We start from the raw sequence: 24,450 nt of genomic DNA on the forward strand, positions 1-24,450 counted from the left end.
GTGCCCCTGGCCCGGAACTCTAAAGGAATTGAACCGATGCGTTCAGGTGTGATTGCAAAGAAGGTGGGAATGACCCGCATCTACAACGATGCCGGGGAACACGTTCCCGTCACCGTTCTCCAGATGGAGAACTGCCAGGTCGTGGCACAGCGCACGCAGGAGAAGAATGGCTATACCGCCGTTCAGCTCGGCGTTGGCCTGGCCAAGGTGAAGAACACGTCGAAGGCGATGCGCGGCCATTTCGCGACCGCTTCCGTCGAGCCGAAGGCGAAGCTCGCCGAGTTCCGCGTCTCCGCCGACAATCTGATCGATGTCGGCGCCGAGATCACCGTCGACCACTTTGTCGCCGGCCAGAAGGTCGATGTGACCGGCACGACGATCGGCAAGGGTTTCCAGGGCGTCATCAAGCGCCACCACATGGGTGGTGGCCGCGCGACGCACGGTAACTCGGTCTCGCACCGTACGCACGGTTCGACCGGCCAGCGTCAGGATCCGGGCAAGGTGTTCAAGGGCAAGCATATGGCTGGTCACATGGGCGATGTCAGGGTCACCACGCAGAATGTCGAGATCGTCTCGACCGACGCCGATCGCGGCCTGATCCTCATCCGCGGTGCGGTTCCCGGATCGAAGGGCGCCTGGATCCTGGTCCGCGACGCGGCCAAGGTGGCGCTGCCGGCCAACGCGCCGAAGCCCGCCGCGATCCGCGCTGTCGCGGCAGCTGCGAAGAACGAGGCTCCGGCCACAGAGGGAGCGGAATAATGGATCTCAAGATCACAACGCTCGGCGGTAAAGACGCCGGCAAGGTGGAACTTTCCGACGGAATTTTCGGCCTTGATCCGCGCGAGGACATCCTGCAGCGCGTCGTGCGCTGGCAGCTTGCCAAGAAGCAGCAGGGCACGCACAAGGCCAAGGGTCGCGCCGAAATCGCGCGCACCGGCGCCAAGATGTACAAGCAGAAGGGTACGGGCCGCGCCCGTCACCATTCGGCACGCGCTCCGCAGTTCCGCGGCGGCGGCAAGGCCCACGGCCCGGTCGTTCGCAGCCACGAGCACGAGTTGCCGAAGAAGGTGCGCGCCCTGGGCTTGAAGCATGCTCTCTCGGCCAAGGCCAAGAGCGCGTCGATCATCATCATCGACGAGCTGAAGCTGACCGAGGCCAAGACCAAGGCGCTGATCGCGAATTTCGCGACGCTGGGCCTGACCAACGCCCTGGTGATTGGCGGCGCCGAGCTTGACAAGAATTTCAAGCTGGCAGCCACCAACATCCCCAACATCGACGTGCTGCCCATACAGGGCATCAACGTCTACGACATTCTGCGCCGCGGCACGCTGGTCCTTTCGAAGGCCGCCGTCGAGGCTCTCGAGGAGCGCTTTAAATGACCGACCTTCGTCACTACGACGTGATCGTCTCGCCAGCGATCACCGAAAAGTCGACCATGGCCTCCGAGCAGAACCAGGTCGTCTTCAACGTCGCCAAGAAGGCGTCGAAGCCGGAAATCAAGGCCGCCGTCGAAGCGCTGTTCGGCGTCAAGGTGATGGCCGTGAACACGCTTGTCCGCAAGGGCAAGATCAAGCGCTTCCGCGGCACGATCGGCCGCCAGAGCGACGTCAAGAAGGCGATCGTGACGCTGGCCGACGGCCAGTCGATCGACGTCGCGACGGGTCTCTGAGCTAGGCCGCGAGGACAGGACAATGGCACTTAAAAAATTCAACCCGGTAACGCCGAGCACCCGTCAGCTGGTCATCGTCGACCGCTCGGGCCTCTACAAGGGCAAGCCCGTCAAGGGCCTGACCGAAGGCCTGACCAAGTCGGGCGGCCGCAACAATCACGGCCGCATCACGGCCCGCTTCATCGGCGGCGGTCACAAGCGTTCGTACCGCATCATCGACTTCAAGCGCCGCAAGTTCGACGTCGTCGGCACGGTCGAGCGCATTGAATACGATCCGAACCGCACCGCCTTCATCGCGCTCATCAAGTATGACGATGGCGAGCTGTCCTACATCATCGCCCCGCAGCGTCTTGCGGCCGGCGACAAGATCGTGGCTGGCGAAGCGGTCGACGTGAAGCCGGGCAATGCGATGCCGCTGGCCTCGATGCCGGTCGGCACGATCGTCCACAATATCGAGCTGAAGCCGGGCAAGGGCGCTCAGGTCGCCCGTTCGGCTGGCGGCTACGCCCAGCTCGTCGGCCGCGACCAGGGCATGGCGATCCTGCGCCTCAATTCGGGCGAGCAGCGTGTCGTCCACGGCTCCTGCATGGCCACCGTCGGCGCCGTGTCGAACCCCGACCACGGCAACATCAACGACGGCAAGGCCGGCCGCACGGTTTGGCGTGGCAAGCGCCCGCACAATCGCGGCGTGACCATGAACCCGGTCGACCACCCGCATGGCGGTGGTGAAGGCCGCACCTCCGGTGGCCGTCATCCGGTCAGCCCGTGGGGCAAGCCGACCAAGGGCAAGAAGACGCGGTCCAACAAGGCGACCGACAAGTTCATCCTGCGCTCGCGCCATCAGCGCAAGAGCTAAGAAGAGGTAACGCCAAGTGACTCGTTCTATTTGGAAAGGCCCCTTCATCGACGGCTACCTTCTCAAGAAGGTGGACAAGGTTCGTGAAGGCGGTCGCAATGAGGTGATCAAGATGTGGAGCCGTCGCTCCACCATCCTGCCGCAGTTCGTCGGCCTCACCTTCGGTGTCTACAACGGCCAGAAGCATGTTCCCGTCTCGGTGAACGAGGACATGGTCGGTCATAAGTTCGGTGAATTCGCTCCGACGCGGACCTATTACGGTCACGGCGCGGATAAGAAGGCGAAGAGGAAATAATCATGGGCAAGGCCAAAGCTCCGCGCAGGCTTGCTGACAACGAAGCGCGCGCCGTTCTGCGCACGATCCGTATCAGCCCGCAGAAGCTGAACCTGGTTGCCGCGCTGATCCGCGGCAAGAAGGTCGCGACAGCGCTTTCCGATCTCGAATTCTCAGCCAAGCGGATTTCCGGCACGGTCAAGAAGACGCTGGAATCGGCGATTGCCAACGCGGAAAACAACCACGACCTCGATGTCGATGCGCTGGTGGTGGCGGAAGCCTATGTCGGCAAGTCGATTGTCATGAAGCGGTTCCACGCTCGTGGCCGTGGTCGCGCCAGCCGCATCGAGAAGCCGTTCTCGCACCTCACGATCGTCGTTCGTGAAGTCGAAGAAAAAGGGGAGGCCGCATAATGGGCCAGAAAGTCAATCCGATCGGTCTTCGCCTCGGCATCAACCGCACCTGGGATTCGCGCTGGTTCGCGAACACCGGCGAGTACGGCAAGCTGCTGCATGAGGACATCAAGATCCGCAAGTATCTCGAGAAGGAGCTGAAGCAGGCCGCCATCTCGAAGGTCGTGATCGAGCGCCCGCACAAGAAGTGCCGCGTCACCATCCATGCCGCGCGCCCGGGTCTGATCATCGGAAAGAAGGGCGCCGACATCGAGAAGCTTCGCAAGAAGCTGATGGAGATGACGAAGTCCGAGACGCACCTCAACATCGTCGAAGTGCGCAAGCCCGAAATCGACGCGACCCTGGTCGCCCAGTCGATCGCCCAGCAGCTCGAGCGCCGTATCGCGTTCCGCCGCGCCATGAAGCGCGCCGTGCAGTCGGCGATGCGCCTGGGTGCCGAAGGCATCCGCATCAACTGCTCGGGCCGTCTTGGCGGCGCCGAAATCGCGCGCATGGAATGGTACCGCGAAGGCCGCGTGCCGCTGCACACGCTGCGCGCCGATGTCGACTACGGCACGGCCGAGGCGAACACGGCGTACGGTATCTGCGGCGTCAAGGTCTGGGTATTCAAGGGCGAGATCCTCGAGCACGACCCGATGGCTTCGGAACGTCGCGCCACCGAGGGTGATGCCGCGCATGGCGGTGGTGGTGATCGCGAACGCGGTCGTCGTCGCGAAAACGCCTGAGACATTTAGGAATTTGGAGTTAGAACGATGCTGCAGCCAAAGCGCACAAAGTTCCGTAAGCAGTTCAAGGGCCGTATCCATGGTGTCGCAAAGGGCGGCACCAACCTGGATTTCGGTGGTTTCGGGCTGAAGGCGCTTGAGCCGAACCGCGTCACCGCGCGTGAGATCGAGGCGGCCCGCCGCGCGATCACCCGCGAGATGAAGCGCGCCGGCCGCGTCTGGATCCGTATTTTCCCGGATCTGCCGGTCACCTCGAAGCCAACCGAAGTCCGCATGGGTAAGGGCAAGGGCGCGGTCGATTACTGGGCGGCCCGCGTCAAGCCGGGCCGCATCATGTTCGAGATCGACGGCGTCAATGAAGAAACCGCCCGTGAGGCTCTGCGTCTCGGCGCGGCCAAGCTCTCGGTCAGGACGCGCTTCGTACAGCGCATCGCAGAATAAGGACGGGCTGATCATGAAAGCCGAAGACATCCGGACCAAGACCCAGGACCAGCTGACCGACGATCTGGCCAGCCTGAAGAAGGAGCAGTTCAACCTGCGCTTCCAGAAGGCCACCGGTCAGCTCGAAAAGACCGCGCGCGTGAAGCAGGTCCGCAAGGACATCGCGCGCATCAAGACCATCGCCGCGGAAAAAGCCGCGGCCAAGAAGGGTTAAGACCATGCCAAAGCGCATTCTGCAGGGCACCGTCGTCAGCGACAAGAACGAGAAGACGGTCGTCGTCAAGGTCGAACGGCGCTTCACGCATCCCGTGATGAAGAAGACCGTGCGCATGACCAAGAAGTACAAGGCGCACGACGAGAACAACGCCCACAAGGTCGGCGATCAGGTGTTCATCCAGGAATCGAAGCCGATTTCCAAGGATAAGCGCTGGATCGTCGTGGCCTCGGACCAGGCGTAAACAAACGAATTTTGGACAGACCGGGGAGGGGCTTCGAGCCCGTCCCGTTAGAAAAGAAGAAGGCGGCCAGTCATGATTCAGATGCAAACAAACCTCGACGTGGCGGATAATTCCGGCGCGCGTCGTGTCATGTGCATCAAGGTGCTGGGCGGCTCGAAGCGGAAATACGCTTCCGTGGGCGACATCATCGTGGTGTCGATCAAGGAAGCCATTCCGCGCGGCCGCGTTAAGAAGGGCGATGTGATGAAGGCGGTCGTGGTTCGCACGGCCAAGGACATCCGCCGCCCGGACGGCAGCGTGATCCGTTTCGACAAGAACGCGGCCGTTCTTGTCGACAACAAGAAAGAGCCGATCGGCACGCGTATCTTCGGACCGGTTCCGCGCGAACTCCGCGCCAAGAATCACATGAAGATCATCTCGCTCGCGCCAGAAGTGCTGTAAGGAGCCGGACCAATGCAAAAGATTAGAAAAGGCGACAAGGTCGTCGTGCTGGCCGGCAAGGACAAGGGCCGTTCGGGCGAAGTCCTCTCTGTTCAGCCGAAGGATGACACCGCGCTGGTGCGCGGCGTCAACATGATCCGTCGTCACCAGAAGCAGTCCCAGTCCCAAGAGGGCGGGATCATCACCAAGGAAGCGCCGATCCAGCTGTCGAACATCGCGCTGGCCGATCCGAAGGATGGCAAGCCGACCCGCGTCGGTTTCATCTTCCAGAAGGACGGCAAGAAGGTGCGCGTCGCCAAGCGCTCGGGAGAAGTCATCAATGGCTAAGGCTGAAACCAAGCAGGCGGCTGCCACCAACGTGCCGCGTCTCAAGAAGGTCTACAACGAGACCATCCGCAAGGCGCTGCAGGAGCAGTTCGGCTACGACAACGACATGCAGGTTCCGCGCCTCGACAAGATCGTGCTGAACATGGGCGTCGGCGAAGCAACCGCCGATTCCAAGAAGCCGTCGGTCGCAGCCGAGGACCTGGCGATGATCGCCGGCCAGAAGGCCGTCGTCACCCGCGCCCGCAACTCGATCGCTGGCTTCAAGGTCCGCGAGAACATGCCGATCGGCGCCAAGGTCACGCTGCGCAAGGAACGCATGTACGAGTTCCTCGACCGCCTCGTGAACATCGCACTGCCGCGCGTCCGCGACTTCCGCGGACTGAACCCGAAGAGCTTTGACGGCCGTGGCAATTACGCCATGGGCATCAAGGAACACATCGTGTTCCCGGAGATCAACTACGACAAGGTTGATCAGGTCTGGGGCATGGACGTCATCGTTTGTACGACGGCGAAGACGGACGACGAAGCCAGGGCATTGCTCAAGGCTTTCAACTTCCCCTTCCGCCAGTAACGGCAGCGAGAAAAGGAAAAATCTGAAATGGCAAAGACCAGCTCAGTCGAGAAGAACAACAGGCGCCGCAAGCTTGCCGACCAGTACGGTCCCAAGCGCGCTGCCCTGAAGGCGATCATCATGGATCAGTCCAAGCCGATGGAAGAGCGCTTCCGCGCTCAGCTCAAGCTGGCTGCCCTGCCGCGCAACTCGGCCAAGATCCGCATCCGCAACCGCTGCGAAGTCACCGGCCGTCCGCGTGCCTACTATCGCAAGCTCAAAGTATCGCGCATCGCGCTTCGTGATCTCGGCAACAACGGCCAGATCCCGGGCCTGGTCAAGTCGAGCTGGTAAGGAGGACATAACATGTCATTGAGCGATCCTCTCGGCGATATGCTGACCCGCATCCGCAATGCCTATGGCCGCAAGAAGTCGAGTGTCTCGACCCCGGCCTCGCGTCTGCGCACCCGCGTCCTCGACGTGCTGAAGGCTGAAGGCTATATCCGCGACTACAGCCAGACCGACTTCGACAACGGCAAGTCCGAGATCGAAATCGAGCTGAAGTATTTCGATGGTGCTCCGGTCGTGCGCGAAATCGCCCGCGTTTCGAAGCCCGGCCGCCGCGTTTACGTTTCGGCCAAGTCGATCCCGCACGTCGCCAACGGCCTCGGCATCGCCATCCTTTCGACACCGAAGGGCGTGATGGCCGACCATGAAGCACGCGAACAGAACGTCGGCGGCGAGATCCTCTGCCAGATCTTCTGATCTGGCAGCTCACCGCAAATTGGAATCCGGTCTTCGGATCGTTCCGAAGACAGAGACCTGAAACAAGAGAAGTGACGAGGACAACCTGATGTCTCGTATTGGAAAAAAACCCGTTTCGCTGCCGCAGGGCGTGACCGCGACCGTCAACGGCCAGACCGTGACGGCGAAGGGCCCCAAGGGCGAGCTGAAGTTCGTCGTGAACGACGAAGTGCTGGTCAAGATGGAAGGCAGCGAGATCGCTGTCCAACCGCGCGACCAGACCAAGACCGCCCGCTCCAAGTGGGGCATGTCGCGCACGCAGATCGTCAACATCCTGCAGGGCGTCAAGGACGGCTTCGAGAAGAAGCTCGAGATCACCGGCGTCGGCTATCGCGCCGCCTTGCAGGGCAAGAACCTGCAGTTGGCCCTTGGCTTCAGCCATGATGTCGTCTACGAGACGCCGGCCGGCATCACGATCACTGTCCCGAAGCCGACGGAAATCACCGTTGCCGGCATCGACAAGCAGCAGGTCGGCCAGGTTGCCGCGGAGATCCGCGAATACCGCGGTCCCGAGCCTTACAAGGGCAAGGGCGTCCGCTACGCTGGCGAGAAGATCGTCCGCAAGGAAGGCAAGAAGAAGTAATCGGCTCGGTCCTGGGAAGTTACGGACTTTTCGGACAGGACCAAGCCACGGAAATGTAACGCCGCGGGGAGCGGTCGCGGGAGGCGCTTCGCCTACCGCATATGGGGCCCCCGACTCTGAAGGCAAGGAAGACACCATGGGTACCAAGGAAGCCATCCAGCGCCGCGCGCAGCGCGTCCGCCGCCAGCTCAAGAAGGTCGCCGGCGAGCGCCCGCGTCTTTCGGTGCACCGCACGTCGAAGAACATCTACGTCCAGGTGATCGATGACGCCAAGGGCCACACCATCGCAGCCGCCTCGACGCTCGAGAAGGACCTCAAGGGTTCGCTCAAGACCGGCGCCGACACCGCCGCCGCCGCCGCGATCGGCAAGCTGATCGCCGAGCGCGCGACCAAGGCCGGCGTCAAGGAAGTCGTTTTCGACCGTGGCCCGTACATCTATCACGGCCGCGTCAAGGCGCTGGCCGAGGCTGCCCGCGAAGGCGGTCTGAGCTTCTGATTTTTCGCCGCTGATGACCCAAAGCGGCATCGGCAATCAGCAACCCGTGCTTCCGGAAAAGAACAAGGAACAGGATATGGCACAGGAACGTAGGGAAGGCGGCCGCGGCCGCGAGCGTGAAGAGCGCGATGACGGCATGGTGGACAAGCTCGTCCACATCAATCGCGTCGCCAAGGTCGTCAAGGGTGGCCGCCGCTTCGGCTTTGCCGCGCTCGTCGTCGTCGGCGACCAGAAGGGCCGTGTCGGCTTCGGTCACGGCAAGGCGCGCGAAGTGCCGGAAGCCATCCGCAAGGCAACCGAGTCCGCCAAGCGCGACATGATCTTCGTGCCGCTGCGCTCGGGCCGCACGCTGCATCACGACGTCGAGGGACGCTGGGGTGCGGGCCGCGTGCTGTTGCGCGCCGCCAAGCAGGGTACCGGCATCATCGCCGGCGGCCCGATGCGCGCCGTCTTCGAGACGCTCGGCATGCATGACGTGGTCGCCAAGTCGATGGGGTCGTCCAACCCCTACAACATGGTTCGCGCCACCTTCGACGCGCTGAAGAGCCAGATGCATCCCAAGGATGTGGCTGCCGCGCGCGGCATCAAGTATTCGACCCTTCAGGCCCGCCGCGGCACCGCCGTTGCGGCTGAAGAATAGTCGATCTGACCAGGGATTTTGACCATGGCCAAGAAAGCTACCAAGACCATCACCGTTGAGCAGATCGGTTCGCCGATCCGCCGCCCGAAGGAACAGCGCGCGACGCTGGTCGGCCTCGGCCTCAACAAGATGCACAAGCAGCGCACGCTGGAAGATACGCCCTCCGTGCGCGGCATGATCGCCGCCGTCCAGCATCTCGTCCGCGTCGTGGACGAGGGCTGAGCCAAAGCGCAGGAGAACCCAGATGAAACTCAATGATCTGCGTGACAAGGACGGCGCGACGCATTCCAAGAAGCGTCTCGGCCGTGGCATCGGCTCCGGCTCGGGCAAGACCGCCGGTCGCGGCGTCAAGGGCCAGAAGGCGCGCTCGGGCGTTGCCGTCAACGGCTTCGAGGGCGGGCAGATGCCGCTCTATCGGCGCCTGCCGAAGCGTGGCTTCAACAACATCTTCGCCAAGAGCTTCGTCGTCGTCTCGCTGGCCCGTATCCAGCAAGCGGTCGACGCCAAGAAGCTCGATGCCAAGGCAACCGTGACGGCCGAGGCGCTTGTCGCCGCCGGCGTCATCCGTCGCGTCAAGGATGGCGTGCGCGTGCTGTCGGATGGCAAACTCAAGGCCAAGCTCGCCTTCGACGTCGCCGGCGCTTCCAAGGCGGCGATCGAGAAGATCGAGAAGGCCGGCGGTTCGGTGAAGCTGCCTGAAGTGGCCGCCGCCGAGTAACGGCGATTTGAAGCGCGCTCGGGCAAGGATGACTTCGTTTTTGCCCTCGAAACGTGCTTCGATCTGATCAATTGGGCGGCCGCGTCAACGCGGCCGCTTGCATGTTTACAGCCCGGAGCTTATCTCGTGAGCTTCGGTGAAACGCGCCGCCTGACCTCACGGGCCATCAAGCGTTACCAAGCGGAGAATCAGGCATGGCTTCGGCTGCTGAACAACTAGCCTCGAATCTGAATTTCTCGGCCTTCGCCAAGGCGGAGGACCTCAAGAAACGCATCTGGTTCACCATCGGCGCCTTGCTCGTCTATCGTCTGGGCACCTATATCCCCCTTCCCGGCATCAATCCCGACGCTTTCGCCCAGGCCTTCTCCTCGCAGAGCAAGGGCGTGCTCGGCATGTTCAACATGTTCGCCGGCGGCGCCGTGCAGCGCATGGCCATCTTCGCGCTCGGCATCATGCCCTACATCTCCGCCTCCATCATCATGCAGCTGATGACCTCGGTCATCCCCTCGCTGGAAGCGCTGAAGAAAGAAGGCGAACAGGGCCGCAAGGTCATCAACCAGTACACGCGCTACGGCACCGTGCTTCTGGCGCTGGTGCAGGCCTATGGCATTTCGGTGGGCCTGGAGAACGGCAACGGCATCGTCAGCGATCCCGGCATGTTCTTCCGCATCTCGACCGTCGTCACGCTGGTCGGCGGCACCATGTTTCTGATGTGGCTCGGTGAGCAGATCACCGCGCGCGGCATCGGCAACGGCATTTCGCTGATCATCTTCTCCGGCATCGTCGCCGGCCTGCCGCATGCCATCTCCGGCACGCTGGAACTCGGCCGCACCGGCGCGCTGTCGACCGGCCTGATCCTGGCGATCATCGTTCTGGCCATCGTCGTCATCGCGCTCATCGTCTTCTTCGAGCGTGCCCAGCGCCGCCTGCTGATCCAGTATCCGAAGCGCCAGGTCGGCAACCGCATGTTCCAGGGCGACACCTCGCATTTGCCGCTCAAGCTCAACACGTCGGGCGTCATCCCGCCGATCTTCGCGTCGTCGCTGCTCCTGCTGCCGGCCACCATCGCTGGCTTCTCGCAGACGACCAACATGCCGGCCTGGGCCAGCACCATCCTGGCCTCGCTTGGCCACGGCCAGCCGCTCTACATGGCATTCTACGCGGCGATGATCGTGTTCTTCGCCTTCTTCTACACAGCGATTGTCTTCAACCCGAAGGACACCGCCGACCAGCTCAAGAAGCATTCGGGCTTCATCCCGGGCTATCGTCCGGGCGAGCGCACCGCCGATTACATCGATTACGTTCTCACCCGCATCACCGTCGTCGGCGCCATCTATCTGGTGCTGGTGTGCCTGCTGCCGGAGTTCCTGATCTCGGCGACTGGCGTACCATTCTACCTTGGTGGCACATCGCTTCTGATCGTGGTCAGTGTCACGCTCGATACAGTTGCGCAGATTCAGGGTCACCTGATCGCGCACCAGTATGAAGGCCTGATCAAGAAGTCGAAGCTGCGCGGGGGGAAGAAAGCCAGATGAGGTTGATTTTGCTTGGGCCGCCAGGGGCGGGCAAGGGGACACAAGCACAAAGACTGGTAGAAAAACACGGCATACCCCAGCTCTCGACGGGTGATATGTTGCGTGCCGCCGTCCAGGCCGGCACGGAGGTCGGCAAACGTGCCAAGGCGGTGATGGATGCCGGTGAACTGGTGTCCGATGCCATCGTCAACGCCATCGTCGCCGAACGGATCGATCAGACGGACTGCGCCAAGGGGTTCATCCTCGACGGCTACCCACGCACGCTGGTGCAGGCCGATGCGGTTGAATCGATGCTTTCGGAGCGCGGCATCGGTCTCGACACGGTCATCGAACTCGTCGTCGACGACAGGGCGCTCGTCGGCCGTATCGTCAAGCGCGCCGAGGATGCCAAGGCGGCCGGCCAGCCGGTGCGCAAGGATGACAATCCCGCCGTGTTTGAAGAGCGCCTGCGGGAGTACTACAAGAAGACCGCGCCGCTGACCGGCTACTACTACGCCAAGGGCAGGCTCGAGACTGTCGACGGCATGGCCAGCATCGACGCGGTAACCGCCGAGATCGAGACCGTGCTCGCGGCGGCCACAAAGGCGCGGTAAGGGAATTTAAAGATTAAGCTTGACGGAGGCGGTTCGCTGCGGTATGGCGGCCCGTCTCCTATCAGATGCGCACTTTGCTTGTCCGCAAGGGCAAGGCAGTCGCTTTGAACTGGAAACTCCCGCAAGGGCCGGCCTCCACCGGACGCGGGGTAATTTGAACAGCGCCAGGATCTGCCTTGTTGAAGGTTGTCCGGTCCACATGGAGAAGAGAAGAACATGGCTCGTATAGCCGGCGTCAACATTCCGACCAACAAGCGCGTCGTCATCGCGCTTCAGTACATTCACGGCATTGGCAAGAAGTTCGCCCAGGAGATCGTCGACAAGGTCGGCATCCCGGCCGAGCGCCGCGTCAACCAGCTGACCGACGCGGAAGTGCTGCAGATCCGCGAGACCATCGATCGCGATTACCAGGTCGAAGGTGACCTGCGTCGTGAAGTGTCGATGAACATCAAGCGTCTCATGGACCTTGGCTGCTACCGCGGCCTGCGTCACCGCCGCTCGCTGCCGGTTCGCGGTCAGCGCACCCATACCAATGCACGTACCCGCAAGGGCCCGGCCAAGTCGATCGCCGGCAAGAAGAAGTAAGAGAGTGAGTAGCTGGTAGTGGGTAGTGAATTGCGGCGTTGATGCCTGCACTGTCACTACTCACTAATTCACTGCTCACTTTTCCAGGTGGAGCCGCTGGCATTACGGCGGTGTAGAGATCAACTGAAAGGACTACCATGGCCAAGGAAGCCGCACGTGTTCGCCGCCGCGAACGCAAGAACATTTCGTCGGGCGTTGCCCACGTCAATTCCACCTTCAACAACACGATGATCACCATCACCGACGCGCAGGGCAATTCGATCGCCTGGTCGTCGGCCGGTGCCCAGGGCTTCAAGGGTTCGCGCAAGTCGACCCCGTTCGCCGCCCAGATGGCCGCCGAGGACGTCGCCAAGAAGGCCCAGGAACACGGCATGCGCATGCTCGAAGTCGAGGTCTGCGGACCCGGCTCCGGTCGTGAATCGGCGCTGCGCGCCCTGCAGGCGGCCGGCTTCACCATCACCTCGATCCGTGATGTGACGCCGATCCCGCACAATGGCTGCCGCCCGCGCAAGAAGCGCCGCGTCTAATACTATCGAACGCCGCGTGAACGCCCCAAAGGCGTTCCTCCACGGTATTCCAGGTCGCCCGCCACGATTGGATGGTGGCGGGTCAACGGAAGGAAAGCATCATGATCCAGAAAAATTGGCAGGAACTGATCAAGCCGAACAAGATCGAGTTCTCGTCGAAGAAGAAGACGCTGACCACGCTGGTCGCCGAGCCGCTCGAGCGTGGTTTCGGCCTGACGCTCGGCAACGCGCTGCGCCGCGTGCTTCTGTCCTCGTTGCGCGGTGCGGCCGTCACCGCCGTTCAGATCGACGGCGTTCTGCATGAATTCTCGTCCATCGCCGGTGTGCGCGAGGACGTGACCGATATCGTCCTCAACATCAAGGAAATCGCCATCCGTATGGAAGGCGATGGCCCCAAGCGCATGGTCGTTCGCAAGCAGGGCCCGGGTGCGGTTCTGGCCGGCGACATCCAGACGGTTGGCGACGTCGAGATCCTCAACCCCGACCACGTCATCTGCACGCTGGACGAAGGCGCTGAAATCCGCATGGAATTCACCGTCGACACCGGCAAGGGCTACGTGCCGGCCGAGCGCAACCGCGCCGAGGACGCGCCGATTGGCCTGATCCCGGTCGACAGCCTCTATTCGCCGGTCAAGAAGGTCTCCTACAAGGTCGAGAACACCCGCGAGGGCCAGGTTCTCGACTATGACAAGCTGACCATGACCATCGAGACCGACGGTTCGATCTCGGGCGAGGACGCGGTGGCTTTCGCCGCTCGCATCCTGCAGGACCAGCTTGGCCTGTTCGTCAACTTCGACGAGCCGCAGAAGGAAGTCGCCGCCGAAGCCGTCACCGAGCTCGCCTTCAACCCGGCGCTGCTCAAGAAGGTCGACGAACTCGAGCTTTCGGTGCGTTCGGCCAACTGCCTGAAGAACGACAACATCGTCTATATCGGCGATCTGATCCAGAAGACCGAAGCCGAGATGCTGCGCACCCCGAACTTCGGCCGCAAGTCGCTGAACGAGATCAAGGAAGTGCTGGCGGCCATGGGCCTCCATCTCGGCATGGAAGTGCCGGACTGGCCGCCGGAAAACATCGAAGACCTCGCCAAGCGTTACGAAGACCAATATTGAGCATGAATTCCAAGGATCGGCGGCGTGGGCCGCCCGATCCGACGGTCATGCGGAAAACCATCAGGGGCCGCGGCCTCTTGAACAACTGAAGAAGGAAAAGAGCCATGCGCCACGGTTTCAAAGGCCGCCGCTTCGCCCGCAGCATCAGCCATCGCAAGTCGATGTTCGCCAACCTCGCCGTGTCGCTGCTCGAGCACGAGCAGATCGTCACCACCTTGCCGAAGGCGAAGGACCTGCGTCCGATCGTCGAGAAGCTGGTGACGCTCGGCAAGCGCGGCGACCTGCACGCCCGCCGCCAGGTGATCGCCCAGATCGGCAATGAAGGCGTCGTCAAGCGCCTGTTCGACACCATCGCCCCGCGCTACGCCAACCGCAATGGCGGCTATCTGCGCATCATGAAGGCGGGCTTCCGTCACGGCGACAATGCCGCGATGGCGGTCATCGAATTCGTTGACCGCGACACCGACGCCAAGGGCGCCGGCGACCGCGCCCGGCTTGAAGCCGAAGGCAGCAACGAAGACGCCGCGGCCGCATAAGCCACGATTTTTTCGGAAGAGTTCAAGGGGCCCGCGGGCCCCTTTTTCTTGTCCGGACATCGCGTATGGCGATATTGCCAGCATTTCCAGGCCCGGCTGGCTGCTTTCAGGCGAAAATATTCAGACTTCAGCGGCTTAGCCTTTCATTTTGCACATTCGTCGGGACAATGCGCCCGAACTCGCTTGGAGGATTCGCAATGCGCGCCAAAAGACTGTCCCTTGTTCTGCTCTGCGCCTTCATGGTGTTTGCAGCCGCACCGGCAGCCCGGCAGGCGCTGGCCGAGGACGCCGCCAAGCCCGCGGATCCAGGGCTCTCCGACGTGCTGACCGACCTGCTGCATGGCGTCGAAGGCGAGAACGCTACTTCAGGTCCAGACAAGCGCGTGCCCTTCGGCCGCGAGGAGGTTCAGCTTTCCTTCGCGCCGCTGGTCAAGCAGACGGCGCCCGCCGTGGTCAACGTCTATGCCTCCCAGACAGCCAAGGTCACATCGCCTTTCGATGGCGATCCGTTCTTCGAGGAATTCTTCGGCCGCGCGCAGCCGCGTGCGCAGTCATCGTTGGGCTCGGGCGTGCTGGTTGACCCAAGCGGTGTCATCGTCACCAATTTCCACGTCATCAAGAATGCCGACGAGGTCAAGGTGGCGACCGCCGACGGACGCGAATTCACCAGCAAGGTGATGCTGAAGGACGAGACGCTCGACCTTGCGGTGCTCAAGATCGAATCCGACAAGCCGTTCCCGGTCATCGCCATCGGCGATTCCGACGCGCTGGAGGTCGGCGACCTGGTGCTGGCCATCGGCAATCCGTTCGGCGTCGGCCAGACCACCACCAGCGGCATCGTTTCCGCCCTTGCGCGCAGCCATATCGGCGTTTCGGATTCGGGCTATTTCATCCAGACGGACGCCGCCATCAATCCAGGCAATTCCGGTGGCGCGCTGATCAACATGGGCGGCCAGCTTGTCGGCATCAACACCGCCATCTACAGCCGCAGCGGCGGTTCGATCGGTATTGGTTTCGCCATCCCCGCCAACATGGTGCGGGCGTTCGCCGATGCGGCCAAGGCCGGCCTCGATTTCTTCGAGCGGCCCTATATCGGCGCCGAGTTCGAAGCGGTGACGCCGCAGATCGCCGAATCGCTCGGCATGGAAAAGCCGACCGGAGCGCTGGTGTCGTCGGTCGAAGCGACAGGTCCCGCCGGTAAAGCCGGACTGAAGCCCGGCGATGTCGTGCTGCAGGTCAATGGCAAGGGGGTCGAAAGCATCGAAGCGCTCGACTATCGGATGGCGACGCTGTCGATCGGCACCAAGGCGAATTTCGCGATCCTGACAAAGGGACAGCAGGCGGCGATGGACATCGCCCTGGAACGTGCGCCGGAAGGTGCGAAAGCCTCGGAAGTGACGCTGCATGGCCGCAGCCCGTTCTCGGGCGCCAAGGTGTCGGAACTGTCGCCGCGGCTGGCCCAGAAGCTCGGCCTGCGCACCGATCTCAAGGGCGTGACGGTGATCGACATCAACCGTGATTCGCCGGCCGCCGATTTCGGCTTCCAGCCGGGCGACATCGTGCGCGAGGTCAACGGCACCAGCATCGACACCGCCGCGACGCTGGCGCAGGTTGCCCAGCAGGATACGCGCTGGTGGCGCTTTACCGTCGAACGCGGCGGGCAGATACTGCGCCAGGTGTTGCGTTACTGAGTTCAATCCAGAGGGACCGTGCTCCAACCGGATGACATCCCCAAGCTGAAGACATAGATGGCCGATCTGTTCAGCGTTGACGAACCGGAGAAGGTGCCGCCCGGGCGGCCGCTGGCCGACAGGTTGCGGCCGAAAAATCTTGGCGAGGTCGTCGGCCAGGAGCATCTGACGGGCCCCGACGGCGCGCTGACCCGGCTGATCGGTTCCGGTTCGCTGGGATCGATGATCTTCTGGGGGCCGCCAGGCACCGGCAAGACCACGGTGGCAAGGTTGCTTGCCGGCGAAACCAGCCTTGCTTTCGAGCAGATATCGGCGGTGTTCTCAGGCGTCGCCGACCTCAAGAAAGTGTTCGAAGCAGCAAAGCTGCGCCGCGCCAACGGCCGCCAGACGCTGCTCTTCGTCGATGAGATCCATCGTTTCAACCGTGCCCAGCAGGATTCTTTCCTCCCCGTCATGGAGGATGGAACGGTCGTCCTTGTCGGCGCCACGACCGAAAACCCATCCTTCGAACTCAACGCGGCCTTGTTGTCGCGCGCGCGGGTCATGGTTTTTCATTCGCTCGGCGAAGACAGCATCGCCAAGCTGATGACGCGCGCGGAGGAAACCGAGGGCAGGGCGCTTCCGCTCGACGACGAAGCGCGCACGATGCTCATTCGCATGAGCGATGGCGACGGACGCGCCTCCCTGACGCTGGCCGAGGAAGTCTGGCGCGCGGCCAAACCTGGCGAGATATTCGATCCCGAAGGGCTGCAGCGCATCGTCCAGCGCCGCGCGCCGATCTACGACAAGGGCCAGGACGGCCACTACAATCTGATCTCGGCGCTGCACAAGTCGGTGCGCGGCTCGGATCCCGATGCCGCGCTCTACTATCTCGCGCGCATGTTCGACGCCGGCGAGGATCCGCTCTATCTCGGCCGCCGGCTGGTGCGCATGGCGATGGAGGATATCGGCCTTGCCGATCCGCAGGCGCTGGTCGTCGCCAACGCCGCCAAGGACGCGTACGATTATCTGGGATCCCCGGAGGGCGAACTCGCCTTCGCCGAGGCCACCGTCTACCTCGCCACGGCACCCAAATCCAACGCCGTCTATACCGCCTTCAAGGCAGCCACGCGGGCCGCGAAGGAACATGGCTCGCTGCTGCCTCCGAAGCACATCCTCAATGCGCCGACCAAGCTGATGAAGGAAGAGGATTACGGCGCCGGCTATCGCTACGATCATGACGAGCCGGACGCCTTTTCGGGGCAGGACTATTTTCCGGAGAAGATGGGCCGCCAGACCTTTTATGATCCGCCTGAGCGCGGTTTCGAACGCGATATCAGGAAGCGGCTCGACTACTGGGCAAAGCTGCGCAAAGAGCGGGAATAGTCGGCTTGCGGAGCCCGGTGGCCTTGGCGGTGCGAAACGAGGCCTCGCCCTGGGGCATTTCCACTTCGGTTCTCCTGCACGCACTGCTCGCCGCCACGGTCATGTTGATACCAGTGCCGAAACCTCCGATCCGGCCCGAGGAGGAGCGCGTCTCGGTCGATATCCTGACGCAACAGCAGTTCGAGGCTTCGACAAGACAGCCTTCACCGCCCGCCGAAGCGGCGCCCAGCGCGCCCATGCCCGAGGCGCCGGCTCCGACGCCAAGCGCTCCCCAGTCTCCCGCCGCGCCCGCCATGATTCGTCCGACGCGGATGTTGTCGGCCAAGACGCTCGCCGATCCGCGTAGCAGGCAAGCCCGCGCCGATCTCGAGACCTTCGCGTCCGACGAGCGCATGGTGCAGCTTTGCAATCTGGAAGCCATGGATCAGATCCGCCAATGGCGCGCGGATTTCCAGCCGGAGCGCGTGGTGCCCTACGCAACCGCCGAGGAAAAAATCACAGGCACGACGATCGCCGCTGCTGGCGCGGCTTTTCGCAGCCGTAAAAACTGGTACAGTCTGAAGTTCAAATGCCAGCTCGCCCAGGACGGCGAAAGCGTCATTGGCTTTGAATTCCTGGTCGGCGATCCCGTGGCCAGGGACAAATGGGACGAGCTTGGCTTGCCGGCAGTGCATTGACTGCCCGGCGGGCTCCACCAGGCAGCCAGCCCGGCCAGACACCATGGCCGTTGTGCGGTGACCCAAAAAACCTTATCAAGGCGCACGGTCGGGCGGTGGCCGTTGCCATGATTTGGGCACCTCATTCGCAACAGGATCGCGCTTCGCGCGTGGAAAAATGACAAAAACCCTTCGCAAATCCCTTCGCAAATTCGCCATTGCCATCCCGCTTCTCGCCCTTGGCTTCTATTTCATTCCGATCCTGACGACGATCTTCATCGTCTGTGGCCTGATCGACGTGCTGCGCAACCAAAGGAAGGATCTGGCGCTGTTCAGCGGCTATTTCCTTGGCAATGGGCTCTTCACCTGGTTGCTCTCACCCTTCAACCTGCTGGTCGATCTCCTGTGCTACAGGAACCCCGGCGTGTGGAAGCTGGAGCAGTTTCCCGCCGATTATCAGCGTGAGGTCAACGAGGTCCTGGATGTCTTCAAGGCGCGCAAGGACGAGATCATCGCCGATATCGACGCCAATTTCGGCACCGGCCGCCGCGGCATGTATGTCTATCAATGGTACGGCAAGCACCGGATCGACAACGTCGCTGAATTCAACAAGGATTTCAAATACATCAAGACCATTGCCGTTTCGGTTTTCAGGGGCAAGGAATCGACCTCCTGGCATTTCGGGCCGCTACGGCTTAGCCTGCGCATTCTCTACAATCTGCTGCCCGTAAAGGCGGAGGTTTTCGTCGAGTGCAACAACGCTAGGAACTACTGGCATGACAATCCGCTCTACATTTTCGACGACACGCTGCTGCACCGCTCGGTCAACGAGTATGATGGCCGCCGCTACTGCGTGTTCATGGATATTATCAGGCCGTCGCCATTCCCGGGCCTGATCGCAGGCATGCTTGCGGTTGTTTCGGTGAGCGTCGAGCGCATCAACTCGATGTTCTACAAGAACTGGAAGATGATTGGCTCCTCCAAGCCAAAGAAGGTCGAAACCACCTGAGGTAAAAGCTGTCATGCTGCCGGCGCCGCCGGCAGCATTCTGGCGCGCTTTGCCTGGCGCGTCATTTCCCTCGCACGTCGCCACTATGCCTGCGACGGCTTTCCGGTCGCGCCGTCAATGCTTGTGGTGACAATGCATTAAAGTATGCACCCTATGATGATTATGCGAATTTGACGGTTCTATTCTGAGAGGCGAATGTTATTCGCGGTATCGCTAATGCTCGCGCTTGATCGGTTGAGTCTCTTTTCCTCGGTGGCTTGGGTGGAAAGTTTCAAAAATTTTAGATTTTGGTTCGCGCTTTACGTTTGTAGCGCGTTGCTGTGCGTAGCCATTACCGCAGCGTATATAAATCTGGAAGATCCCGTTTATTATTGGGATTTCGACGCCTATTTCAAGGCATTCAGCCAGCAAGGCGAATTTCTGGTCCAGGAGCCGGTTCAATGGCTGCGTCAGTTGAGGGCGTCCATCAAGGCGGATGATTACAGTGTGGCGGCTCTGGCGCCGCTGATGCCGTTTCACATATTCTTTGGCGGATCGAGGCTTTCATACGTCGCGGCGATAGTCGTGGTCTATTTGGTCCCCACGGCGCTCTTTGTGGGAAGACTGAGCTATCTGGAGGCTATAGCCGAAACGCGCTCGTCGCAAAGCTGGCTCGCCGTGTTGATTGCGGCCCTTCTGTACACGCCGTTCTGGGCCGCGACACTTCGTGGGATGCCCGATGTCGGTGGTTCCTTGGCGCTTGTCGCGGCGACCTATTTTCTCTGGAAATCAAAATTCCTCACCCGCGAGCCGGTGGTCAGTGGCATACGCGTGGGGGCATATGTCTGGTTGGCATTCATGCTGCGCCGCTGGTACGCATATTCCGCCGTCGCGCTCGCGATTTCCGCGGTCTTCTTTTGTTTGTTGCGGATCGCAAAAGACCGAGACTTCGCCGCGCTCCGGAATGCGGTCCTGGGGGGCATGTGTGCGCTTGCCGTTATCGCCGGAGCCGCATGGATTTTCCAGGCGCCCCTCATACTCAAGATCCTGGGGACCAACTACGGTGACCTCTACGCCGGATACAAGACCGACTTGCTCTCGCAACTTGGCCAAGTAGGAGCCAGGATCAGTTTTGCGAACTGGTCACTCGTAGCGTTGGGCCTTTATTTTTCAATAGTACGCCGCAACCACTTTGCCTTGTTTTGCGCCGCCGCCTCTGCACTGACTTTTTTCCTTTTTACCCGAACGCAGGATCCAGATCGCCATCACTCAATACCGATGTTTCTTTGGCTTTTTCCCGCATATGCCCAAGCAATCGTTGCAATCGTTTCGATGCCGGCATTGAGGTCGCGATGGTCGGTTGCCGCCATTGCCGTCTTGGCTGGATGTGCATTTTTGGGCACTTTCTTTCCGGTTGGGCGTCAGGCGCTGGCTCCGATCAGTTACGTCTTTGCCAGGGAAGCCACACTTCCTCTGCACCTGGACAATCAGCCGGAGTATCGTCGCCTTATCGGCGACCTTCTCGGCAGGATGGGCCCTGAGGATCGCTTTTCCGTATTTGCGTCCGATTTGGTCATGAACGACTGGATGTTGGTCGGCATGGATGGCCATCTGTCCGCTCACATCGAGTGGACTTGCCAAGTTGACAGCCGCGACAGATTCGGACCGAGAGCGTTGAAATCCAGATATGCAGTCGTGACCGATCCGCCTGTGGTGCATCTGCAGGCGGGAGCGCAACTCTGCATAACGATCCCCGACCAGCAGATACTCGCAGGCACGGGTATCGGCGCCGCATACAGGCGCATTGGCGCATATCGGTTGTCCGGAGGCTTCAATGGTTACCTTTATGAGCAGGTTCGCCCGATCAGCGCGGCTGAAGTCGATGCTCTCTACGGCGAGTTCAGGAAAAAATATCCGGACTGGGCGACGCCTGACTGGTGACGGCCGGGCGGCTGCCCGTTCCTGGCGAGCCGCGGCGTCGCCGTTTGGACCATCGACCCTATAGCGCCATGGCGGCGTGGAAGCACACCGATCTCATCATTGAGGTGGTGCCGGGCATTGACGTGGTGCCAGGCAGGGGAGGCATGTTCTCGCTGGACAATGGCCGCAAAGGCGGTTCCTGACGCGGTCGACCGTCCGTCCCATCTCCGGGGCGGCGTCACCGGCTTCAAGGGATTGACGCCGGCGCCTTCGCAGGGGCAGTAACGGCTATGTTCAATCTGCTTCTTGTCGTTGTTGGTGGCGGGCTTGGTGCCGGCATCCGCTATTTGACCAATATGGGCGCGCTGCGCCTCGTCGGGCCCAACTATCCCTGGGGCACGATGGCGATCAACATCATCGGCTCCTTTGCCATGGGGCTGTTCATCGCCACCCTGGCGCGCCGCGGCGGATCGAACGAGCTCAGACTCTTCGTCGCCACCGGCATCTTCGGCGGCTTCACCACTTTCTCGGCCTTTTCGCTCGACTTCGCGACACTGTGGGAGCGGGGCGCCACGCTGCCGGCGTTTGGCTATGCGCTTGCAAGCGTCATTGGCGCGATCATTGCCCTGTTTCTGGGACTTTGGCTCGCAAGAAGCCTGCCATAAAGCACGCCATGGCATGCTTTATGGTTTTGGGCGGCGTGCATTAGTGCTATTGCCGCGCCAAACGCAGCAGGCCAAGAGCCCTGCTCGGGAAACGGATAAGCGAAAAAGACATGGCAGGCGTTGAACAGATCACGGTGGAGGCCGGCGAGGCGGGCATGCGGCTCGATCGCTGGTTCAAGACCCATTTTCCGGGACTTGGCTTCGGCCACCTGCAGAAACTGCTGCGCTCCGGCCAGATCCGTGTCGATGGCGGTCGGGTCAAGGCCGACACCCGTGTCGAGCCTGGCCAGATGGTGCGCGTTCCGCCGCTCGAGGTGGACAAGAAGGGCGAGAGCGCGCTCACCGGCCACTCGATCCGCAACCAGGGCGACGCCGATGTACTCGCCAAGATGCTGATTCACGAGGACCCGAAGGTCTTCGTCTTCAACAAGCCGGCCGGCCTCGCCGTTCAGGGCGGTTCCGGCGTCACGCGCAATGTCGATGACATGCTGGAAGCCTGGCGCAACCAGAAGGGCGAGAAGCCGCGGCTGGTGCATCGCCTCGACCGTGACACGTCGGGCGTGCTGGTCGTCGCCCGCACCCGGCTGGCCGCCATGAAGCTGTCGGAAGCATTTCGCGCTCGTGAAACCAAGAAGACGTACTGGGCGCTGGTCAAGGGCGTGCCGCCCAAGCGCGAGGACAAGATCTCGACCTGGCTGATTAAGGAGCCGACGCCCGACGGCGACCGCGTGCGCATTGCCGCGCATGGCGAAAAGGGTGCCGACCACGCGGTCTCTTACTACCGTATCATCGAGCAGGCGGCGCAGACGATGACCTGGCTGGAGATGGAGCCCTATACGGGCCGCACCCACCAGCTTCGCGTCCATGCCGCCTATATTGGCTGCCCGATCATCGGCGACCCGAAATACTTCGAGGCCGACACCAACTGGGATTTTCCCGGCGGCATTCAAAACCGCCTGCATCTGCACGCGCGCCGCATCATCATCCCGCATCCCGACAAGGGCATCATCGACGTCACCGCGCCGATGCCGCCGCATATGCGCCAGAGCTGGAACCTGATCGGCTTCGACGACGCCAGCGCGGAGGATTGACCGTGAGCGGCGCCGCCGACGCGCTCGATCGGCGCGACACAATCGATATGGCCGCCGCCGCCATCATGGTCGGTCTGACCTTTTCCTGGGGGCTGAACTACGTTGCCGCCAAGATTTCCTACGCCGGCTACGACCCCGTTTTCCTGTCGATCGCGCGCTCGATCATCGGTGGGCTCTGTGTTTTTCTCTGGTGCCGCTGGCGCGGCATAGCGCTGTTCGCGCACGACGGCACATTGCTTGCCGGCATCGCGGTCGGCGTGCTGTTCGGCATCGAATTCCTCTGTCTTTATGTCGGCCTGGAGCACACGACGGTTGCCCGCAACACGCTGCTCGTCAACTCGATGCCGTTCTGGATGCTGATTGGCGGTCACTTTCTGCTCGGCGAGCAGATCACCATGCGCAAGTTCCTTGGCCTGCTATTGGCCTTCGCGGGGCTTGCCGCCGTCTTTTCCGATAAACTCGGCGGGGGTGGTGACATGTTGTTCGGCGACCTGCTGAGCCTGGGCTCCGGATTTTTCTGGGCCCTGACAAATATCCTCATCAAGCGCTCGAAACTGGTTGAGGCAAGTGCGGAGAAGCTGCTGCTCTATCAACTCGCCGGCGCGGCGATCGTTGGCGTGCTGGTGCTGCCTCTCGCCGGTCCGCCGGTCCGCGATCCCTCCTTGCTGCCGACACTGGCGCTGCTTTTCCAGGCGATCTACATCGTCGCTTTCACCTACGTACTGTGGTTCTGGCTGCTGCGCCGCTATCCCGCCTCCGGCTTGTCCAGTTTCACCTTCCTGTCGCCGGTTTTCGGTGTTTTGTGCGGGGCGATCATCTTGAACGAGCCGCTGACCATTCGCATTTTCCTGGCACTTGGGTTGATTGCGGCGGGCCTGATCATCGTCAACCGGCCGGCGCGCAAGCTGACGCCGGTTTGAAAGAGATTTTTATGCGCGATATCCTCAACGACCTCGAAACGGGCAAATATCTCTCCGACCCGGATCCGGTGCGTCGCGCCCAGATCCAGATGAAGACGCCGCTTCCCAAGCGCTTCTACAAGGAGGTGTCGGTCACGCCGGTGGAAGGTGGTTTTGCCGTCCATCTCGACGGTAAGCCTGTGCGCACCCCGGGCAAGGCACTGCTGGCACTGCCGACCGAGGCGGCCGCGGCGCTGGTCGCCGATGAGTTCGCGCAGCAGGGCGAGACGATCAATCCGATGACGATGCCGGTGATGCGGCTGGTCAACACCGCCATCGACGGAGTAGCAACCGACCCGCAGGCCGTGCTGGAAGACGTACTGCGCTTTGCCTCGTCGGATATGCTCTGCTATCGCGCCGACGCCCCCCAAGGGCTGGTCGAGCGGCAGAACGAGCAGTGGGATCCCGTCATCGACTGGGCCCGCGCCTCGCTTGGGGCTCGCTTCAACCTTGCCGAGGGTATCATCCATGTCGAGCAGCCGCGCGAAACCATTGCCGTGCTGGGCAGCCATCTGGCGCAGCGCGCCGAGCCGCTGCGCCTGGCCGCCATTCATGTCATGACATCGCTGACCGGCTCCGCACTGCTGGCGCTCGCCGTCGATTTCGGCGCGCTCGACGGCGAGGAGGCCTGGGCCGCCGGCCATGTCGACGAGGATTGGCAGATCGCGCAGTGGGGACAGGACGCCGAAGCCGTCGCGCGCCGCGCCACCCGCAAACGCGACATGATGGCCGCCGTCAGTCTGCTTGAAGCGCTGCGGGCCTGAGCGCGACGCCCGCCTTCGCACTGCACCTAATACGAAAGTCATAATCCCATCGTCGCGGTGCCTTTCCC

General features: G+C 62.0%; 35 protein-coding genes and 1 pseudogene. All 36 read left to right on the plus strand.

The genetic code is table 11. From position 1 onward, the window contains the following. Positions 1-36: 36 nt before the first annotated feature. A complete protein-coding gene (gene rplC / locus LB564_RS01650) occupies positions 37-759 on the plus strand; it encodes a 50S ribosomal protein L3 (RefSeq protein ID WP_140701045.1) in 723 nt (240 codons plus the stop codon). Next, positions 759-1,379 (plus strand): 50S ribosomal protein L4, encoded by a 621-nt coding sequence (gene rplD, locus LB564_RS01655; RefSeq protein ID WP_015317984.1) that lies wholly within the window; start codon positions 759-761, stop codon positions 1,377-1,379. The genes rplC and rplD overlap by 1 nt, the downstream gene beginning before the upstream one ends. Then, a complete protein-coding gene (locus LB564_RS01660) occupies positions 1,376-1,669 on the plus strand; it encodes a 50S ribosomal protein L23 (protein ID WP_010909275.1) in 294 nt (97 codons plus the stop codon). Before rplD ends, LB564_RS01660 begins: the two co-directional genes overlap by 4 nt. A 22-nt stretch (positions 1,670-1,691) precedes the next feature. Then, the gene (rplB, locus tag LB564_RS01665; protein ID WP_013895698.1) at positions 1,692-2,525 is read left to right on the plus strand and encodes a 50S ribosomal protein L2; all 834 of its coding nucleotides are present in this window, start codon (positions 1,692-1,694) and stop codon (positions 2,523-2,525) included. 16 nt (positions 2,526-2,541) lie between these two features. Continuing rightward, positions 2,542-2,820 carry a 30S ribosomal protein S19 gene (gene rpsS / locus LB564_RS01670; protein WP_015317982.1) on the plus strand — a complete coding sequence of 93 codons (279 nt, stop codon included), beginning with the start codon at positions 2,542-2,544 and terminating at the stop codon, positions 2,818-2,820. Between the two features lie 2 nt (positions 2,821-2,822). Then, complete coding sequence (rplV, locus tag LB564_RS01675; RefSeq protein WP_010909277.1) at positions 2,823-3,212, plus strand: 50S ribosomal protein L22; 390 nt, start codon at positions 2,823-2,825, stop codon at positions 3,210-3,212. Beyond that, positions 3,212-3,937 carry a 30S ribosomal protein S3 gene (gene rpsC / locus LB564_RS01680; RefSeq protein ID WP_010909278.1) on the plus strand — a complete coding sequence of 242 codons (726 nt, stop codon included), beginning with the start codon at positions 3,212-3,214 and terminating at the stop codon, positions 3,935-3,937. Before rplV ends, rpsC begins: the two co-directional genes overlap by 1 nt. Positions 3,938-3,964: 27 nt before the next feature. Continuing rightward, complete coding sequence (gene rplP, locus LB564_RS01685; protein ID WP_140701049.1) at positions 3,965-4,378, plus strand: 50S ribosomal protein L16; 414 nt, start codon at positions 3,965-3,967, stop codon at positions 4,376-4,378. A 13-nt stretch (positions 4,379-4,391) separates the two neighbouring features. Continuing rightward, entirely contained in the window at positions 4,392-4,592 is a 201-nt protein-coding gene (gene rpmC, locus LB564_RS01690; RefSeq protein WP_140701052.1) for a 50S ribosomal protein L29, read from the plus strand. 4 nt (positions 4,593-4,596) lie between these two features. After that, positions 4,597-4,836: a 30S ribosomal protein S17 gene (gene rpsQ / locus LB564_RS01695; RefSeq protein ID WP_006205458.1), complete on the plus strand. Its 240-nt coding sequence runs from the start codon at positions 4,597-4,599 to the stop codon at positions 4,834-4,836. Between the two features lie 72 nt (positions 4,837-4,908). Next, positions 4,909-5,277, plus strand: a complete 369-nt coding sequence (gene rplN / locus LB564_RS01700) for a 50S ribosomal protein L14 (RefSeq protein ID WP_006205457.1) — start codon at positions 4,909-4,911, stop codon at positions 5,275-5,277. A gap of 12 nt (positions 5,278-5,289) precedes the next feature. Next, positions 5,290-5,604, plus strand: coding sequence for a 50S ribosomal protein L24 (rplX, locus tag LB564_RS01705; RefSeq protein ID WP_006205456.1), 315 nt, complete (start codon positions 5,290-5,292; stop codon positions 5,602-5,604). Beyond that, positions 5,597-6,175: a 50S ribosomal protein L5 gene (rplE, locus tag LB564_RS01710; protein WP_140701054.1), complete on the plus strand. Its 579-nt coding sequence runs from the start codon at positions 5,597-5,599 to the stop codon at positions 6,173-6,175. The genes rplX and rplE overlap by 8 nt, the downstream gene beginning before the upstream one ends. Positions 6,176-6,202: 27 nt before the next feature. Further along, positions 6,203-6,508: a 30S ribosomal protein S14 gene (rpsN, locus tag LB564_RS01715; RefSeq protein WP_010909282.1), complete on the plus strand. Its 306-nt coding sequence runs from the start codon at positions 6,203-6,205 to the stop codon at positions 6,506-6,508. A 12-nt stretch (positions 6,509-6,520) separates the two neighbouring features. Further along, positions 6,521-6,919, plus strand: coding sequence for a 30S ribosomal protein S8 (rpsH, locus tag LB564_RS01720; RefSeq protein WP_006205453.1), 399 nt, complete (start codon positions 6,521-6,523; stop codon positions 6,917-6,919). A gap of 88 nt (positions 6,920-7,007) precedes the next feature. Then, on the plus strand, positions 7,008-7,541 hold the full coding sequence (gene rplF / locus LB564_RS01725; RefSeq protein WP_013895694.1) for a 50S ribosomal protein L6: 534 nt from the start codon (positions 7,008-7,010) through the stop codon (positions 7,539-7,541). Between the two features lie 136 nt (positions 7,542-7,677). Continuing rightward, the gene (rplR, locus tag LB564_RS01730; RefSeq protein ID WP_140701056.1) at positions 7,678-8,037 is read left to right on the plus strand and encodes a 50S ribosomal protein L18; all 360 of its coding nucleotides are present in this window, start codon (positions 7,678-7,680) and stop codon (positions 8,035-8,037) included. 76 nt (positions 8,038-8,113) lie between these two features. After that, positions 8,114-8,677, plus strand: coding sequence for a 30S ribosomal protein S5 (rpsE, locus tag LB564_RS01735; protein WP_032933400.1), 564 nt, complete (start codon positions 8,114-8,116; stop codon positions 8,675-8,677). A gap of 24 nt (positions 8,678-8,701) precedes the next feature. Next, complete coding sequence (rpmD, locus tag LB564_RS01740) at positions 8,702-8,899, plus strand: 50S ribosomal protein L30 (RefSeq protein ID WP_006205449.1); 198 nt, start codon at positions 8,702-8,704, stop codon at positions 8,897-8,899. Positions 8,900-8,921: 22 nt separating this feature from the next. Further along, positions 8,922-9,395: a 50S ribosomal protein L15 gene (rplO, locus tag LB564_RS01745; RefSeq protein ID WP_224534550.1), complete on the plus strand. Its 474-nt coding sequence runs from the start codon at positions 8,922-8,924 to the stop codon at positions 9,393-9,395. A gap of 194 nt (positions 9,396-9,589) precedes the next feature. Beyond that, entirely contained in the window at positions 9,590-10,930 is a 1,341-nt protein-coding gene (gene secY / locus LB564_RS01750; RefSeq protein ID WP_013895692.1) for a preprotein translocase subunit SecY, read from the plus strand. Further along, positions 10,927-11,523: an adenylate kinase gene (locus LB564_RS01755; RefSeq protein ID WP_224534551.1), complete on the plus strand. Its 597-nt coding sequence runs from the start codon at positions 10,927-10,929 to the stop codon at positions 11,521-11,523. The genes secY and LB564_RS01755 overlap by 4 nt, the downstream gene beginning before the upstream one ends. A gap of 216 nt (positions 11,524-11,739) precedes the next feature. After that, positions 11,740-12,108, plus strand: a complete 369-nt coding sequence (gene rpsM, locus LB564_RS01760; RefSeq protein WP_006205445.1) for a 30S ribosomal protein S13 — start codon at positions 11,740-11,742, stop codon at positions 12,106-12,108. Positions 12,109-12,245: 137 nt separating this feature from the next. After that, positions 12,246-12,635: a 30S ribosomal protein S11 gene (rpsK, locus tag LB564_RS01765; RefSeq protein ID WP_006205444.1), complete on the plus strand. Its 390-nt coding sequence runs from the start codon at positions 12,246-12,248 to the stop codon at positions 12,633-12,635. A gap of 101 nt (positions 12,636-12,736) precedes the next feature. Then, positions 12,737-13,747: a DNA-directed RNA polymerase subunit alpha gene (locus tag LB564_RS01770; RefSeq protein WP_006205443.1), complete on the plus strand. Its 1,011-nt coding sequence runs from the start codon at positions 12,737-12,739 to the stop codon at positions 13,745-13,747. A gap of 104 nt (positions 13,748-13,851) precedes the next feature. Continuing rightward, a complete protein-coding gene (gene rplQ, locus LB564_RS01775) occupies positions 13,852-14,283 on the plus strand; it encodes a 50S ribosomal protein L17 (protein WP_224534553.1) in 432 nt (143 codons plus the stop codon). 197 nt (positions 14,284-14,480) lie between these two features. Next, a complete protein-coding gene (locus LB564_RS01780; RefSeq protein ID WP_140701066.1) occupies positions 14,481-15,974 on the plus strand; it encodes a DegQ family serine endoprotease in 1,494 nt (497 codons plus the stop codon). Positions 15,975-16,031: 57 nt separating this feature from the next. After that, positions 16,032-17,339 carry a replication-associated recombination protein A gene (locus tag LB564_RS01785; RefSeq protein ID WP_140701068.1) on the plus strand — a complete coding sequence of 436 codons (1,308 nt, stop codon included), beginning with the start codon at positions 16,032-16,034 and terminating at the stop codon, positions 17,337-17,339. A 29-nt stretch (positions 17,340-17,368) separates the two neighbouring features. Next, positions 17,369-18,016 carry a DUF930 domain-containing protein gene (locus LB564_RS01790; protein ID WP_224535390.1) on the plus strand — a complete coding sequence of 216 codons (648 nt, stop codon included), beginning with the start codon at positions 17,369-17,371 and terminating at the stop codon, positions 18,014-18,016. Positions 18,017-18,173: 157 nt separating this feature from the next. After that, positions 18,174-19,004 (plus strand): aspartyl/asparaginyl beta-hydroxylase domain-containing protein, encoded by an 831-nt coding sequence (locus LB564_RS01795; protein WP_224534555.1) that lies wholly within the window; start codon positions 18,174-18,176, stop codon positions 19,002-19,004. 195 nt (positions 19,005-19,199) lie between these two features. After that, positions 19,200-20,924: a hypothetical protein gene (locus LB564_RS01800; protein WP_224534557.1), complete on the plus strand. Its 1,725-nt coding sequence runs from the start codon at positions 19,200-19,202 to the stop codon at positions 20,922-20,924. Between the two features lie 71 nt (positions 20,925-20,995). Continuing rightward, a pseudogene (locus tag LB564_RS01805) lies at positions 20,996-21,162 on the plus strand (DUF779 domain-containing protein); the annotation flags it as partial. A gap of 31 nt (positions 21,163-21,193) precedes the next feature. Further along, positions 21,194-21,568, plus strand: a complete 375-nt coding sequence (crcB, locus tag LB564_RS01810) for a fluoride efflux transporter CrcB (protein WP_224534559.1) — start codon at positions 21,194-21,196, stop codon at positions 21,566-21,568. Between the two features lie 110 nt (positions 21,569-21,678). Next, positions 21,679-22,659 carry an RluA family pseudouridine synthase gene (locus LB564_RS01815; RefSeq protein ID WP_224534561.1) on the plus strand — a complete coding sequence of 327 codons (981 nt, stop codon included), beginning with the start codon at positions 21,679-21,681 and terminating at the stop codon, positions 22,657-22,659. A gap of 47 nt (positions 22,660-22,706) precedes the next feature. Then, positions 22,707-23,579, plus strand: a complete 873-nt coding sequence (locus tag LB564_RS01820; RefSeq protein ID WP_181173561.1) for a DMT family transporter — start codon at positions 22,707-22,709, stop codon at positions 23,577-23,579. Positions 23,580-23,590: 11 nt separating this feature from the next. Beyond that, the gene (locus tag LB564_RS01825; protein WP_224534562.1) at positions 23,591-24,382 is read left to right on the plus strand and encodes an ATP12 family chaperone protein; all 792 of its coding nucleotides are present in this window, start codon (positions 23,591-23,593) and stop codon (positions 24,380-24,382) included. The last annotated feature ends 68 nt before the right edge of the window (positions 24,383-24,450 follow it).

Origin of the sequence: Mesorhizobium sp. ES1-6 (assembly GCF_020164775.1) — a bacterium.
In the GTDB taxonomy this organism is placed as follows: Bacteria; Pseudomonadota; Alphaproteobacteria; order Rhizobiales; family Rhizobiaceae; genus Mesorhizobium.